Source organism: Pseudomonas sp. T1.Ur (assembly GCF_023516725.1).
GTDB lineage: Bacteria > Pseudomonadota > Gammaproteobacteria > Pseudomonadales > Pseudomonadaceae > Aquipseudomonas > Aquipseudomonas alvandae.
Map to the genome: position 1 here is coordinate 4,092,454 of NZ_JAMGSN010000001.1, position 13,328 is coordinate 4,105,781.

Sequence of the window (13,328 nt, forward strand, 5' to 3'; positions counted from 1 at the left end):
CTGCCCCGTGGACCTTTTCCCCATGCCAGATCTCCAGCGCCCCATGGCGGTCACGCTGCAAGTCGTTTCCATCGTCCTGTTTACCTTTATCGGCTATCTGAACATCGGTATTCCCTTGGCCGTGCTGCCCGGGTTCGTTCATGGCGAACTGGGATTCGGCGCGGTAATCGCCGGGCTGGTCATCAGCGTCCAATATTTGGCTACCCTGCTCAGCCGTCCTTATGCGGGACGCATCATCGACAACCTCGGCAGCAAGCGCGCGGTCATGTTCGGCCTGGCCGGGTGTGGTTTGAGCGGCGTATTCATGCTGGTTTCCGCGTGGACCGCTGAGCTGCCGTCCGTGAGCCTGACCAGCCTGTTGATCGGTCGCCTGGTGCTGGGCAGCGCCGAAAGCCTGGTGGGCTCGGGCTCGATCGGTTGGGGCATCGGCCGGGTCGGCGCGGCGAATACCGCCAAGGTCATCTCGTGGAACGGCATCGCCAGTTACGGCGCGCTGGCGATCGGCGCGCCGTTGGGGGTGTGGCTGGTGAAATCCCTCGGGCTGTGGAGCATGGGCGTCAGCATCATCCTGCTGGCCGTGCTCGGGCTGGCATTGGCTTGGCCGAAAACCGCCGCGCCCATCGTCGTCGGCGAGCGCCTGCCGTTCATGCATGTGCTGGGGCGCGTATTGCCCCACGGCTGCGGCTTGGCCTTGGGTTCCATCGGGTTTGGCACGATCGCGACCTTCATCACCCTTTACTACGCCACGCAGCACTGGGACAACGCCGTGCTCTGCCTGAGCCTGTTCGGCGCCTGTTTCATCGGTGCGCGCCTGCTGTTCGGCAACCTGATCAACCGTCTCGGAGGGTTCAGGGTCGCGATTGCGTGCCTGTCGGTGGAAACCCTGGGCTTGCTGCTGTTATGGCTGGCGCCCGATGCACAGTGGGCACTGGCGGGTGCGGCGTTGAGTGGTTTCGGTTTCTCGCTGGTGTTCCCGGCGTTGGGCGTGGAAGCGGTCAACCTGGTGCCAGCCTCCAGCCGTGGGGCGGCGGTGGGGGCTTATTCATTATTCATCGATTTGTCGCTGGGCGTCACCGGCCCACTGGCCGGGGCGATAGCTGCCGGCTTCGGCTTTGCCTCGATCTTTTTGTTCGCTGCGCTGGCGGCCCTGGGAGGGTTGGCATTGAGCGTCTACCTGTACCGTCAGGCGCCTCGCTACCGTGAGGCGCGGGAGAAACTCTAAAAATCCACCTTGCCGCGCCCGGCCTTGATCGAGCCGCGCTTGGTCTTCGATTCGAGGCGACGTTTTTTCGAGCCCAGGGTCGGTTTGGTCGGGCGGCGTTTCTTTTCGACCTTGGTGGCGCTGACGATCAGTTCGACCAGGCGCTCCAGCGCATCGGCCCGATTCTGTTCCTGCGTGCGGTATTGCTGGGCCTTGATGATCAACACACCGTCGCCGGTGATGCGACTGTCGCGCAGCGCCAGCAACCGTTCCTTGTAGAACTCGGGCAGCGACGACGCAGGAATATCGAAGCGCAAGTGCACAGCGCTGGAAACCTTGTTGACGTTCTGTCCACCGGCGCCCTGGGCTCGAATGGCCGTCAGCTCGATCTCGGCGTCCGGGATGTGCACGGTGTTGGAAATGACCAGCATGGAAAGTGTCCGGTGTCAGGGCCCACAGGATACCGCGAATTCCCAAGACAACACTTAACCCCTTGTGGGAGCGAGCTTGCTCGCGATAGCGGTGTGTCAGTCAACATCAATGCTGCTGATCCACCGCTTTCGCGAGCAAGCTCGCTCCCACAGGGGTTTCCAACAGGGATTTGTAGCTGGCCTGAAACGACAAACCCGGCACTCGGCCGGGTTTGTCTTCTTTCAGCGATGCTTACTTGGCGGCAGCCGCCACGGCGAGCTCATGCCGAGCCTCGCGCTTGTTCTTGATTACATAGCACACCCACATGAACACCACCCACACCGGAATCGCGTACACCGAGACCTGAATGCCGGGGATCAGCAACATCACGCCGAGGATGAACACCACGAACGCCAGGCAGACATAGTTGCCATACGGGTACCACAGCGCCTTGAACAGTGGCGTCTGGCGAGACTGGTTCATGTGCTGGCGGAACTTGAAGTGCGAGTAGCTGATCATCGCCCAGTTGATCACCAGGGTCGCGACCACCAACGACATCAGCAGCTCCAGCGCATGCTGGGGAATCAGGTAATTGAGCAGCACCGCCACCAGCGTGACCGCCGCCGAGGCGAGGATCGAGCGCACCGGCACGCCGCGCTTGTCGATTTTCGCCAGGGCCTTGGGCGCATCGCCCTGCTCGGCCATGCCCAGCAACATGCGGCTGTTGCAGTAGGTGCCGCTGTTGTAAACCGACAGCGCGGCGGTCAGCACCACGAAGTTGAGGATGTGCGCAGCGGTGTTGCTGCCCAGCATCGAAAACACCTGCACGAACGGGCTGCCGCTGTAGGCATCGCCGGAAGCGTTAAGGGTGGCCAACAGGCTGTCCCAAGGCGTCAGGGACAACAACACCACCAAGGCACCGATGTAGAAAATCAGGATCCGGTAGATCACCTGGTTGATGGCCTTGGGGATCACGGTCTTCGGCTTGTCGGCTTCAGCGGCGGTGAAACCGAGCATTTCCAGGCCACCGAAGGAGAACATGATGATCGCCATCGCCATCACCAGGCCGCTCACGCCGTTGGGGAAGAACCCACCGTGGGACCACAGGTTGGTGACCGACGCTTGCGGGCCGCCGTGACCGCTGACCAGCAGGTAGCTGCCCAGGGCGATCATGCCGACGATCGCCACGACCTTGATGATCGCGAACCAGAACTCGGCCTCGCCGAAGACTTTGACGTTGGCCAGGTTGATCGCATTGATCAGGATGAAGAACGCCGCTGCCGAGGCCCAGGTCGGAATGTCCGGCGCCCAGTAGTGGATGTATTTGCCGACCGCCGTCAGCTCGGACATGCCCACCAGGATATACAGGATCCAGCAGTTCCAACCCGACAGGAATCCGGCGAAACCGCCCCAGTACTTGTGGGCAAAATGACTGAAGGATCCGGCCACCGGCTCTTCGACGATCATTTCGCCTAGCTGGCGCATGATCATGAAGGCGATGAAGCCGCAGATGGCGTAGCCGAGGATCATCGACGGGCCGGCTGATTTCAGCACCCCCGCCGAGCCGAGGAACAGGCCGGTGCCGATCGCGCCGCCAAGGGCGATCAGTTGAATATGGCGATTTTTCAGGCCGCGCTTCAGCTCGCCTGAATGCGAGTTTTGTCCACTCATGAAAAGGGTCTCACGCAAGGTTTGATGATATTCGTTAGACGTTGCCACTCGAATCGGATCTCAAGCAGCGCCGATCAAACCCCAGCGCAGGCACCAGGAATTCAGCGTTTTTACAACGGTCATGCGTCACCTGTTTGTTTTTATCTGTGACGAAATCGAACCCGACACGCTTGTGGCGTGGCGGAGTGAACAAGGCGGATAACCTTGAAAGTGCGTGGCTACGCGAAGGGTCACAGTAAAACGCGGCGCATTGTACACCGCTGCCCCCCTGCTGCCAGACACCACCGGATCAGCGTGTCATTGCCGGGATCGCACGGGGCCGCCTCGAACATCTCGGGCGGCTGCGAAAACAGGTCCGGGCTCTTGCGAGCCGTTGAAAGGTGGAGCGCGAAAAACGCAACCACGGGAGAAGGGAAACGGAGCTACGGCGTTCATTGCGCCTCCTTTTTGTTATTCGCCTGCACGACAGGCATGGAGCGCATCTCACCCTTGAAGAAGCGCTGAAACAAGCGGGCCAGAGCTCCGCAAACCGTCCACGCCGGGGCCATGCGGAAGCTTTTTCTTACAACCGGGAAAACCCGCCTCTACGACCCGCATGAACGGCTTTTTGCGTAATCAATTCTTTACAACGCGTAAAGCAGACTTTCCATCAAGGGTGTTTTCAAAGCCTGACCACAAATTGACGGTAGGTAGCTACCTAACTAAGACAGCCAACCAGACGACTGTTTTTAAACAGCTAATTTGCGCATGAAAAAATGGAACAAAAAGTTCAAACAAAAAAAATAAAATAATTTTTTGCATTCCAAAAAACCCTCGACTAGGTTTTCAGCCACTTGCCCAGGCATCGTGCCGGCGAGTTTTGGCGGTGCCGATTCTGCCGGGTATGACTCGCTGGATCGGCCCGCGTTTTCCGCAAAAGTCATCTAGGAGATTCACTATGCACGCACTGGACAAAGACTTGGAAACCGAACTGCAACTGGACGAATGGTTCGAGGCACCGACCCATGAAGCCGCCGTTGAAATGATGCAAGCCGACGCCGTCGTTCCGTTCGGCACGGCGATGTGGCCTCTGTAAGCGATACCCGGCGGAGCTGATCCGGCCGGTCGGCTCCGCATCCTGCTGTCAGGAAGCCAAATCAATCGTCAGGGAAGAATAAGCATGGACACACAACGAGCCATCTCACATTTCCTTTACTACCTCGAACATCATCCTGCCCTGGCCGGTGTCCAGCCCGCCAAGGTATTGCTCGGCCACACCGCCGATTACGAAGCGCTGGCCGGTAGCATTGCAGAACAAGCCGGGAGCACTTCGCCGTTCAGGTTCAACGCCATGCGCCTGGACCTCGAACCCACGGAGCGCCTGTCCCAGGCCATCGCCGACAGCGACCTGTACATTTTCTTCTACGACTCATCCACCCTTCCCAACCCACGCCCCGATGGCCCGGATTTTGTCCGCGCGCTGCAAGGCGTAATGGCGGACAACTGGAAAAAATCGCTGTTGTTCAAGGACTATGGCGACTACTTCTACGACACTTTCAGCGTCATTCCCCAACGGATCGCCGGGCTCAATAGCCACCTGATCCGCCGCATGTCCCAGGCTACGACGTTGAGCTTCGAGGATGAACACGGCTCGTATTTCGACACCGCGCTGCACAACGTCAAGAAGTGGACCGACATCAATGGCGTCGGCAATTACGACCTGGCTCCCGGCGAAATCGCCACCCACAGCGACACCATCAATGGCCGGGTGAAATTCGTAGGGACTTTCCTGAGCACGATTCCCTTCGCACGCAAATATGGCGTGCTGCAGTCGCCGCTGGAACTGTGGATCGAAGACTCCACGATCCAGAAAATCGCCACCGATGTCCCGGGGCTGGAACACGATTTCAACCGGTACCTGGACGCCAACCCATCCAATCGACGCATCGAAGAACTGGGGATCGGCACCAACGAAGGGGTCAAGAGCCTGTACGCCCGCAACGCCGGTTTCGAAGAGCGCCATTGCGGCCTGCACCTGGGGCTCGGTGGCGGCGCCAAGGGCAGCCATCACCTGGATCTGATTTTCGAAAGCGGTGTGCTGGCGTTGGATAATGAGCCGATGTTTGATGGGCGGTTTGTGCTTTAGGTTGAAATCGATGGTGGGGCTGCTGGCGCCATCGCGAGCAAGCTCGCTCCCACAGTTGATCTTCAGTGAACCATGGGTCCGTGCTCGACGCGGTCCCTGTGGGAGCGAGCTTGCTCGCGAAGACGGACTCAAAGGCACTGCATCACTTAAAGGCAGGCCAAAAAAAAACGCCAACCCAACGGTCGGCGTTTTTTCTTGCAGCTTGCAGCTAGAAACTCACAGCTGCCTCACTCCGGCTTACGACGCCCAAACCCCGGACGCTGTCCCGAACCTGCCGGGGCACCACGGCGCTTGCCCGATGGTGCGTCGCGGTCAGCCAGGATGATGCCCGGGCGCTTTTTCGGCGCAGGCTTGGCCGGGCGCTTGGTGTCGGCCGGGCGATCCGCCACTGGCGTACCGCGACCAGCCGGGGCTCCACGCCCTTCGCCACGCTCGGTACGACCATTGGCCGGACGTGGCGCACGCGGACCGCGCTCGCCGTCCTGGCGTGGTGCTGGCTTGCGGGCCGGACGTTCGCCTTCGATCTGCGGCTCGCGGGAAGGACGCGGGCCGGTCGCTACGCCGTCGGCCGCAGGACGCAGCGTACGCACGCGCTCGGTCTTGCCCATCGGACGCGAGGACTTGCGCTGCATCCGCTCCAGCTTGTCCTTGCTCTTGGCGGTCATCTGTGGCATTGCCACAGGCTTGAGGCCCACTTCGGCCGCCAGGATGTCGACTTCCTGCTGGGTCATTTCACGCCACCGGCCCATCGGCAGGTCGGAGTTGAGGAACACCGGGCCGAAACGCACGCGCTTCAGGCGGCTGACCACCAACCCCTGGGATTCCCACAGGCGCCGCACTTCACGGTTGCGACCTTCCATCACCACGCAGTGGTACCAGTGGTTGAAACCTTCACCGCCCGGCGCCTGCTTGATGTCGGTAAAACGCGCGGGGCCGTCTTCCAGCACGACGCCGGCCTTGAGACGCTCGATCATCTCGTCGTCGACTTCGCCACGCACACGGACGGCGTATTCGCGGTCCATTTCGTAGGACGGGTGCATCAGACGGTTCGCCAGCTCACCGTCGGTGGTGAACATCAGCAAACCGGTGGTGTTGATGTCCAGGCGACCGATGTTGATCCAACGGCCTTCTTTCGGGCGCGGCATCTTGTCGAACACGGTCGGACGGCCTTCCGGGTCGTCACGGGTGCAGATCTCACCGTCGGGCTTGTTGTACATGATCACGCGGCGCACCGTTTCAGCGGCCTCTTCGCGCTTGATCACCTTGCCATCGATGGTGATGGCGTCGTGCATGTCGACGCGCAGGCCCAAGGTGGCGTCTTTGCCGTTGACCTTGATGCGACCCTGGGTGATCCAGGCTTCCACGTCACGGCGCGAACCGACGCCAATGCGGGCGAGGACTTTTTGCAGTTTTTCGCCTGCTGGGCCGATTTCCTGGCTGTCGTTCTGGTCTTGGTCGTTCATTTCTGGGCACCTCCCGGTGTGGTCGAGCCAGGCTTGGCCTGACACTTTGAAAAACAGGTCTTTCGGCGAAGGGATCGCCAAAGGGTCGCGAATCATACGCTCGTTGAGGTGATTGCGCATCAGAGACTAGCTGATCAACCAGCGTCCGGCGCTTTTTCCGCCGACTGGTGATGCCCGGCTTGGCGGGGACTTAATGAATGCCCCCTGTGGGAGCCAGCGTTTCCAAATCAGTTGGATCAGTCGTCGAACTGGCGCCGTTCGTTCTCGATCGCTTCGGCCTCTTCGTCGCTCAGTGCGGGTTCCGTCGGCGCAAGGGCGGCGACGGCGGCCAGCAATTTTTCCCGGGCTTCGGCGACGCCAAGGATGTCCTCCTCGGGCTCGGGCGCCGGCGTGTGCTCGATTTCACTGAGAGGTGGCGCCAGCTCATCCGTCTCGCCCTCAGGACCAGGACCTTCACGCAGCAGGTCGTCGAAGTCGGTCTTCAAGCCCTCCTCCATCGTGTCCAGCTCCAGCAGCAACGAATGGAAACTGGTCTCTTCCTTCGGCTCCTCAGGCTCGGCGCTGGCGTCGGCCAGTTCCTGCAAGCCCTGGGGCACCGGAGCGTCGTCGAATTCCAGCATCGGCTCGGGTTCCAACTCCCGCAGTTCCGCCAGCGGCGGCAAATCATCGAGGTTCTTCAGGTTGAAGTGATCGAGAAAGGCCTTGGTGGTGGCGAACATCGCCGGCTTGCCCGGCACGTCGCGATAACCGACGACGCGAATCCACTCGCGCTCCAGCAAGGTCTTGACGATGTTGCTGTTGACCGCCACGCCGCGCACATCCTCGATCTCGCCGCGAGTGATCGGCTGGCGATAGGCGATCAGCGCCATGGTTTCGAGCAGCGCCCGGGAATAACGCTGCGGCCGTTCTTCCCACAGGCGCCCGACCCATGGGGCGAACTTCTCACGGATTTGCAGGCGGTACCCGGATGCCACTTCCTTGAGCTCGAAAGCCCGACCCTCGCAGGATTTTCCCAGCAATGTCAGCGCTTTCTTGAACACGGCCGGCTCGGGCCGCTCGCCTTCTTCGAAGAGTTCAAACAGACGCTCCATCGATTGCGGCTTTCCCGAGGCCAACAGGAAAGCTTCAAGCAAGGGGGCCAGCTCGCGGGGTTCAGTCAGATTCATTGATTTGCTCGTTATTCGGCTCGGGCTCGCACGTGGATCGCTGCGAACGGCTCATTCTGCACCAGCTCGACCAAGGATTCCTTGACCAATTCCAGGACCGCCATAAACGTCACCACCACGCCCAGCCGCCCTTCCTCGGCGGTGAACAGCTCGACGAAGGGGACGAAGCCGCCGCCCTTGAGCCGTTCCAGCACATCGCTCATGCGCTCGCGGGTGGACAGCGCTTCGCGACTGACCTGGTGGCTTTCAAACATATCGCCCCGGCGCAGGACCTCGGCCATGGACATCAGCAACTCTTCCAGGCTGACGTCGGGCAACAACTTGCGTGCCCGCGCCTCGGGGGCATCGAGCTTGGGCACCACCACATCGCGCCCAACCCGGCTCAGGCCGTCGATGCCCTCGGCGGCCACCTTGAAGCGCTCGTATTCCTGCAAGCGCCGGATCAGCTCGGCCCGTGGATCGTCTTCTTCCTCTTCGATTTCGGCCGAACGCGGCAGCAGCATGCGCGACTTGATTTCGGCGAGCATGGCCGCCATCACCAGGTACTCCGCCGCCAGTTCCAGGCGCACCGACTGCATCAGCTCGACGTAGCCCATGTACTGGCGGGTGATTTCCGCCACGGGAATGTCGAGGATATTGATGTTCTGTTTGCGGATCAGATACAGCAGCAGGTCGAGCGGGCCTTCGAAGGCTTCGAGGAAAACCTCCAGCGCATCCGGCGGAATGTACAGGTCCAGGGGCATTTCCATGACCGCCTGGCCATAGACCATCGCGAATGGCAGCTCCTGTTGCGCGCCAGCCTGGCTGTCCACGCTGTCGACGGCGGTTTCCACAACGGACATTCAGGCCTCGACCATGAACGGCGTCGGGTCGCCGCAGCCGACGCGCACCACCTGCGGCTCGCCGTCGGCCAGGTTGATCACGGTGGAGGCCTCCATGCCACCGAAACCGCCGTCGATGATCAGGTCGACCTGATGCTCGAGCAACTGGCGGATTTCGTAGGGATCCGTCAACGGATCGATCTCGCCGGGCATGATCAGCGTCACGCTCATCAAGGGTTCCCCCAGCTCCGCCAGCAGCGCCAGGGCAATGGGGTGGCTCGGCACGCGCAGGCCGATGGTGCGTTTTTTTGGATGCAACAACAGCCGCGGGACTTCCCGGGTAGCGTTCAGGATAAACGTATAGGGTCCGGGCAGATGGGCCTTGAGCAGACGGAAAGTACCGGTGTCGATCTTGGCGAACAGCCCCAACTGCGAAAGGTCGCTGCAGATGAGCGCGAAGTTGTGCTTGTCATCCAGCTGACGCAGGCGTCTGACCCGCTCGACGGCATTCTTGTCGCCGATCTGGCAACCAATGGCGTAGGACGAGTCGGTGGGATAAACCACCACGCCACCGCCACGGATGATTTCCACGGCCTGTTTGATCAGGCGCGCTTGCGGGTTTTCCGGATGAATCTGGAAAAATTGACTCACGTGTTCTACCTGTTCAGACGGCGGCGATAACGGGATCATGTTTGAATCTACACCATAGTGGTGGCAGATCTTCCGGCAACGGGCGGTATTCGCCAATCTCGGACCAGCCCCCCGGGCCATGGAAATCGCTGCCGGCGCTCACCAGCAGTCCAAACTCCCGGGCGAGGATCGCCAGGCTGCCGACCTGCTCGGCCGGCTGATGGCCATTGACCACTTCGATGGCATGGCCCCCTGCTTGAATATAGTCGGCTATCAGGCGGCGGCGCTTGCTGCGGGTGAAATCGTAGTGCCAGGGATGGGCCAGGCTGATCCAGGCGCCAGCGGCCCGCAGCGTCCCGACCGTCTCCTCGAGCGTCGGCCAGTGCTGCTTGACGTCCCCCAGCTTGCCGGCCCCCAGCCATTTGCGGAAGGCTTCGGCGCGGTCCTTGACGAAACCTTCGCGCACCATCCAGTCGGCAAAATGCGGTCGGGCCGGCGCGTTGCCGCTGTCGCCCAATTCCTGTTGGATCTGCCGCGCGCCTTCCAGCGCGCCGGGCATGCCCTTGAGGGCGAGCTTGCGGCTGATCTCCTCGGAGCGCAGCCAACGACCATCGCGCAACTCGGCGATGGCCTGGACCAAGGGCGGTGCCGTCACATCAAAACCGTAGCCCAGTACATGAATGGTCGCCCCGCCCCAGGTACAGGACAGCTCGACCCCGTTGACCAACTGCATGCCCAGCGCGGTCGCGGCGCCGCGGGCCTCGTCGAGGCCTTCGAGGGTATCGTGATCGGTCAGGGCCAGGACTCGCACGCCGTGCTCGAACGCCCGCGCCACCAGAACCGCAGGCGCCAGGGCGCCATCGGAGGCCGTGCTATGGCAGTGCAAATCAACATTCACGGGACTTTGTTACCTCAAATCAGCTGGCCCTATCGCGGCCAAGGATGTTTGTTATTATGCCGCCACATCCTGCTCCTGGCTGCCACTGTGAAACAATTCATCGATTTCATCCCGCTCCTGCTGTTTTTCATCGTCTACAAACTTGATCCCCGGACCGTCGATATCGCCGGCCAGTCCTTGACTGTAGGCGGTATCTACAGCGCCACCGCGGTGCTGATCATCAGTTCCCTGGTGGTCTACGGCGCGCTGTTCATCTCCCAGCGCAAGCTGGAGAAGAGCCAGTGGCTGACCCTGATCGCCTGCCTTGTATTCGGTAGCCTGACCCTGGCCTTCCACAGCGAGACCTTCCTCAAATGGAAAGCCCCGGTGGTCAACTGGCTGTTCGCCCTGGCCTTCATCGGCAGCCACTTCATCGGCGACCGCCTGCTGATCAAGCGCATCATGGGCCACGCCATCAACCTGCCCGAGCTGGTCTGGACCCGCCTGAACATCGCCTGGATCGCGTTTTTCCTGTTCTGTGGTGCCGCCAACCTGTTCGTTGCGTTCACGTTCCAGGAATACTGGGTCGACTTCAAGGTGTTCGGCAGCCTGGGCATGACGTTGCTGTTCCTGATTGGCCAGGGCATCTACCTGTCCCGTCACTTGCACGATGCCGACCCCACCACGCCAAAAACCGAGGACTGACATGCTCTACGCCATCATCGCCACCGACGTCGCCAACTCCCTGGAAAAACGCCTGGCTGCCCGCCCCGAGCACCTGGAGCGCCTGCAACAGCTCAAGGCCGAAGGCCGCATCGTGCTGGCCGGTCCCCATCCGGCGGTGGACAGCAACGACCCGGGCGCCGCCGGTTTTACCGGCAGCCTGATCGTGGCCGAGTTCGAGTCCCTGGCCGCCGCGCAAGCCTGGGCCAAGGCCGACCCGTTCGTGGCAGCTGGCGTCTATGCCAATGTCGAGGTCAAGCCGTTCAAGCAAGTCCTGCCGTAAATCCCCCGGCGCGATGAGCCTTCCTGGCTCATTGCGCCCAATGGCTCATTGTTCTCGTCCGCCTGCCGACAACCTGTCTAATCTGCTAAATCTCGATTGGAATTCAGGAGCTGCAATGCGCAAAGGTCCGTTGTGCCTGTTGTTGGTCACGTTGGCGATCGGGGCGCCCGCCCATGGCGAGGAAACCGCCGAAGCCGGCCATTCGACGCCCTTGTCGCTGAGCGCAGGCGGCCAGATCGCCGAATTGCAGCAACGCTTGAAAGACAGCGAGCGCATGCGTGAAGAGCTCACCCAACAATTACAGAACACCAACGGCGAACGCGAAAGCGCGCTGGTGGGGCGGTTGCGCCAGGAAAACCAGCGCTTGAAACTGCAGCTCAAGGAAGCCCAGGCCAGTCCCCTGCCACGCCTGCTGACCGATCAGCAGCAGTGGTTCGTGGTGGGCGCCGGGGTAGCGCTATTGGCCCTGCTCTGCGGTATCTTTGCCAGCGGTGGACGTAGACAACGTCGGCAATGGCTAAATTGAGTGAGTCATGAGCGAGCTGTTACTGATAGATGATGACCAGGAGCTGTGTGAGCTCCTCGGCAGTTGGCTGGGCCAGGAAGGTTTCCAGGTCCGCGCTTGCCACGATGGCCTGAGCGCCCGCAAGGCCCTGGCTGAAACCGCCCCGGCGGCGGTGGTGCTGGATGTGATGCTGCCCGACGGCAGCGGCCTGGAATTGCTCAAGCAATTGCGCAACGATCATCCGGATCTGCCGGTATTGATGCTCTCGGCCCGTGGCGAGCCGCTGGACCGCATTCTTGGCCTGGAACTGGGCGCCGACGACTACCTGGCCAAGCCCTGCGACCCACGGGAACTGACCGCCCGCCTGCGCGCGGTGCTGCGACGCAGTCATCCGACGGCCGTGTCCAGCCAGATCGAACTGGGCGACCTGACCTTCAGCCCGGTACGCGGCGTCGTCAGCATCGACGAGCAGGAACAAACCCTCACCGTGTCCGAAAGCCGTCTGCTCGAAGCGCTGCTCAAGCAGCCGGGCGAGCCGCTGGACAAGCAGGAGCTGGCGCAGCTCGCCCTGGGCCGCAAGCTGACCCTGTACGACCGCAGCCTCGATATGCACGTAAGCAACCTGCGCAAGAAAATCGGCCCCCACCCCGACGGCCGGCCACGGATCGTGGCGCTGCGTAGCCGGGGTTATTACTACAGCCTCTGAACGCAGCTTGGACCGAGGGACATGGCCAGCCCTGTGGCGAGGGAGCTTGCTCCCGCTCGGTTGCGCAGCAACCGCAAGATCTTTGGGGCCGCTTCGCAGCCCAGCGGGAGCAAGCTCCCTCGCCACGGGGATTTGTGTTTGACTCCTCGTTTTGTCAGGTCCGCACCAAACCGTCTTTACCCAAGCTTTACCCACCCCTGACCGCCGCTGACCTTGATCTCCGTAATCTGGACACATCCGGAACTGACCGGGAACGAGACAAGGAGAAACACCATGCGCAAGACCCTCACCGCCCTGATGTTCGCCGCTGCGCTGCCGACCGTCGCCATGGCCATGCCCGAAGGTCCTGGCCCGATGGGCCCGATGGACGGCCCGCGCCACGGTGGCCAGATGCACGACAGAGGCCCCTATAGCCAACTGGACCTGAGCCACGAGCAACGCCAGCAGATCCGTCGGATCATGGGTGAACAACGCCACGAACAACGTGAACTGGTGGACAAATACCTGGCCAAGCTGTCGCCAGCCGACCAGAAAGCCATGCAGGATGAAAGGGAGGCTCGGCACCAGAAGGTCGATGCGCAGATCCGCGCACTGTTGAAGCCGGAACAACAGAAAGCATTCGACGCGATCCAGAAGAAGCAGGCCGAACGTCGGGCCGAGTGGGCCGAATTCAAGGCCTGGAAAGCGCAACAGCCGCAAAAAGCGCAATAATGCCCTGAAGTACCACCAGCCCAACGGCACACCGC

At 61.5% G+C, this 13,328-nt stretch carries 15 protein-coding genes; 8 read left to right on the forward strand and 7 right to left on the reverse strand.

What is annotated here, in order from left to right; all coding sequences use genetic code 11:
* Positions 1-22 precede the first annotated feature (22 nt).
* Positions 23-1,222, forward strand: coding sequence for an MFS transporter (locus M8Q45_RS18250; protein WP_249875850.1), 1,200 nt, complete (start codon positions 23-25; stop codon positions 1,220-1,222).
* Here M8Q45_RS18250 and arfB read toward each other — a convergent pair.
* Positions 1,219-1,632, reverse strand: coding sequence for an alternative ribosome rescue aminoacyl-tRNA hydrolase ArfB (gene arfB, locus M8Q45_RS18255; protein WP_249875851.1), 414 nt, complete (start codon positions 1,630-1,632; stop codon positions 1,219-1,221). The two genes, M8Q45_RS18250 and arfB, sit on opposite strands and share 4 nt — an antisense overlap.
* Before the next feature lie 232 nt (positions 1,633-1,864).
* A complete protein-coding gene (locus M8Q45_RS18260; protein WP_249875852.1) occupies positions 1,865-3,283 on the reverse strand; it encodes an amino acid permease in 1,419 nt (472 codons plus the stop codon).
* A 937-nt stretch (positions 3,284-4,220) separates the two neighbouring features.
* On the opposite strand from M8Q45_RS18260, the gene M8Q45_RS18265 reads away from it, so the two are divergent.
* Together M8Q45_RS18265 and M8Q45_RS18270 are read left to right on the forward strand one after the other, a co-directional pair.
* Positions 4,221-4,358, forward strand: coding sequence for a hypothetical protein (locus tag M8Q45_RS18265; RefSeq protein WP_249875853.1), 138 nt, complete (start codon positions 4,221-4,223; stop codon positions 4,356-4,358).
* 84 nt (positions 4,359-4,442) lie between these two features.
* Entirely contained in the window at positions 4,443-5,408 is a 966-nt protein-coding gene (locus M8Q45_RS18270) for a M29 family metallopeptidase (protein ID WP_249875854.1), read from the forward strand.
* 227 nt (positions 5,409-5,635) lie between these two features.
* On the opposite strand, the gene rluB is transcribed toward M8Q45_RS18270, so the two are convergent.
* From rluB to M8Q45_RS18295, 5 genes are all read right to left on the reverse strand, one after another.
* Positions 5,636-6,871 carry a 23S rRNA pseudouridine(2605) synthase RluB gene (gene rluB / locus M8Q45_RS18275; RefSeq protein ID WP_030142493.1) on the reverse strand — a complete coding sequence of 412 codons (1,236 nt, stop codon included), beginning with the start codon at positions 6,869-6,871 and terminating at the stop codon, positions 5,636-5,638.
* A 236-nt stretch (positions 6,872-7,107) separates the two neighbouring features.
* The gene (scpB, locus tag M8Q45_RS18280) at positions 7,108-8,037 is read right to left on the reverse strand and encodes an SMC-Scp complex subunit ScpB (RefSeq protein ID WP_249875855.1); all 930 of its coding nucleotides are present in this window, start codon (positions 8,035-8,037) and stop codon (positions 7,108-7,110) included.
* Between the two features lie 11 nt (positions 8,038-8,048).
* A complete protein-coding gene (locus M8Q45_RS18285; protein WP_502940351.1) occupies positions 8,049-8,879 on the reverse strand; it encodes a segregation and condensation protein A in 831 nt (276 codons plus the stop codon).
* Positions 8,880-9,509: an L-threonylcarbamoyladenylate synthase gene (locus tag M8Q45_RS18290; RefSeq protein ID WP_249875856.1), complete on the reverse strand. Its 630-nt coding sequence runs from the start codon at positions 9,507-9,509 to the stop codon at positions 8,880-8,882.
* 13 nt (positions 9,510-9,522) lie between these two features.
* Positions 9,523-10,386, reverse strand: a complete 864-nt coding sequence (locus tag M8Q45_RS18295) for a PHP domain-containing protein (RefSeq protein ID WP_249875857.1) — start codon at positions 10,384-10,386, stop codon at positions 9,523-9,525.
* 87 nt (positions 10,387-10,473) lie between these two features.
* On the opposite strand from M8Q45_RS18295, the gene M8Q45_RS18300 reads away from it, so the two are divergent.
* The 5 genes from M8Q45_RS18300 to M8Q45_RS18320 all read left to right on the forward strand — a co-directional run bounded on the left by M8Q45_RS18300 (position 10,474) and on the right by M8Q45_RS18320 (position 13,293).
* Entirely contained in the window at positions 10,474-11,070 is a 597-nt protein-coding gene (locus M8Q45_RS18300) for a septation protein A (RefSeq protein ID WP_249875858.1), read from the forward strand.
* Position 11,071: 1 nt separating this feature from the next.
* On the forward strand, positions 11,072-11,371 hold the full coding sequence (locus tag M8Q45_RS18305; protein ID WP_249875859.1) for a YciI family protein: 300 nt from the start codon (positions 11,072-11,074) through the stop codon (positions 11,369-11,371).
* A 115-nt stretch (positions 11,372-11,486) separates the two neighbouring features.
* On the forward strand, positions 11,487-11,897 hold the full coding sequence (locus M8Q45_RS18310) for an SH3 domain-containing protein (RefSeq protein WP_249875860.1): 411 nt from the start codon (positions 11,487-11,489) through the stop codon (positions 11,895-11,897).
* Positions 11,898-11,904: 7 nt separating this feature from the next.
* Positions 11,905-12,582 (forward strand): response regulator transcription factor, encoded by a 678-nt coding sequence (locus tag M8Q45_RS18315; RefSeq protein WP_249875861.1) that lies wholly within the window; start codon positions 11,905-11,907, stop codon positions 12,580-12,582.
* 273 nt (positions 12,583-12,855) lie between these two features.
* A complete protein-coding gene (locus M8Q45_RS18320) occupies positions 12,856-13,293 on the forward strand; it encodes a Spy/CpxP family protein refolding chaperone (protein ID WP_249875862.1) in 438 nt (145 codons plus the stop codon).
* Positions 13,294-13,328 lie beyond the last annotated feature (35 nt).

Excerpts from the sequence above, each read along its gene's own strand:
- arfB (WP_249875851.1), bottom strand. The coding sequence starts at position 1,632 with ATGCTGGTCATTTCCAACACCGTGCACATCCCGGACGCCGAGATCGAG.
- M8Q45_RS18310 (WP_249875860.1), top strand. The coding sequence starts at position 11,487 with ATGCGCAAAGGTCCGTTGTGCCTGTTGTTGGTCACGTTGGCGATCGGG.
- M8Q45_RS18285 (WP_502940351.1), bottom strand. The coding sequence starts at position 8,879 with ATGTCCGTTGTGGAAACCGCCGTCGACAGCGTGGACAGCCAGGCTGGC.
- M8Q45_RS18265 (WP_249875853.1), top strand. The coding sequence starts at position 4,221 with ATGCACGCACTGGACAAAGACTTGGAAACCGAACTGCAACTGGACGAA.
- M8Q45_RS18250 (WP_249875850.1), top strand. The coding sequence starts at position 23 with ATGCCAGATCTCCAGCGCCCCATGGCGGTCACGCTGCAAGTCGTTTCC.
- M8Q45_RS18270 (WP_249875854.1), top strand. The coding sequence starts at position 4,443 with ATGGACACACAACGAGCCATCTCACATTTCCTTTACTACCTCGAACAT.
- scpB (WP_249875855.1), bottom strand. The coding sequence starts at position 8,037 with ATGAATCTGACTGAACCCCGCGAGCTGGCCCCCTTGCTTGAAGCTTTC.
- M8Q45_RS18315 (WP_249875861.1), top strand. The coding sequence starts at position 11,905 with ATGAGCGAGCTGTTACTGATAGATGATGACCAGGAGCTGTGTGAGCTC.
- M8Q45_RS18320 (WP_249875862.1), top strand. The coding sequence starts at position 12,856 with ATGCGCAAGACCCTCACCGCCCTGATGTTCGCCGCTGCGCTGCCGACC.
- M8Q45_RS18305 (WP_249875859.1), top strand. The coding sequence starts at position 11,072 with ATGCTCTACGCCATCATCGCCACCGACGTCGCCAACTCCCTGGAAAAA.
- rluB (WP_030142493.1), bottom strand. The coding sequence starts at position 6,871 with ATGAACGACCAAGACCAGAACGACAGCCAGGAAATCGGCCCAGCAGGC.
- M8Q45_RS18260 (WP_249875852.1), bottom strand. The coding sequence starts at position 3,283 with ATGAGTGGACAAAACTCGCATTCAGGCGAGCTGAAGCGCGGCCTGAAA.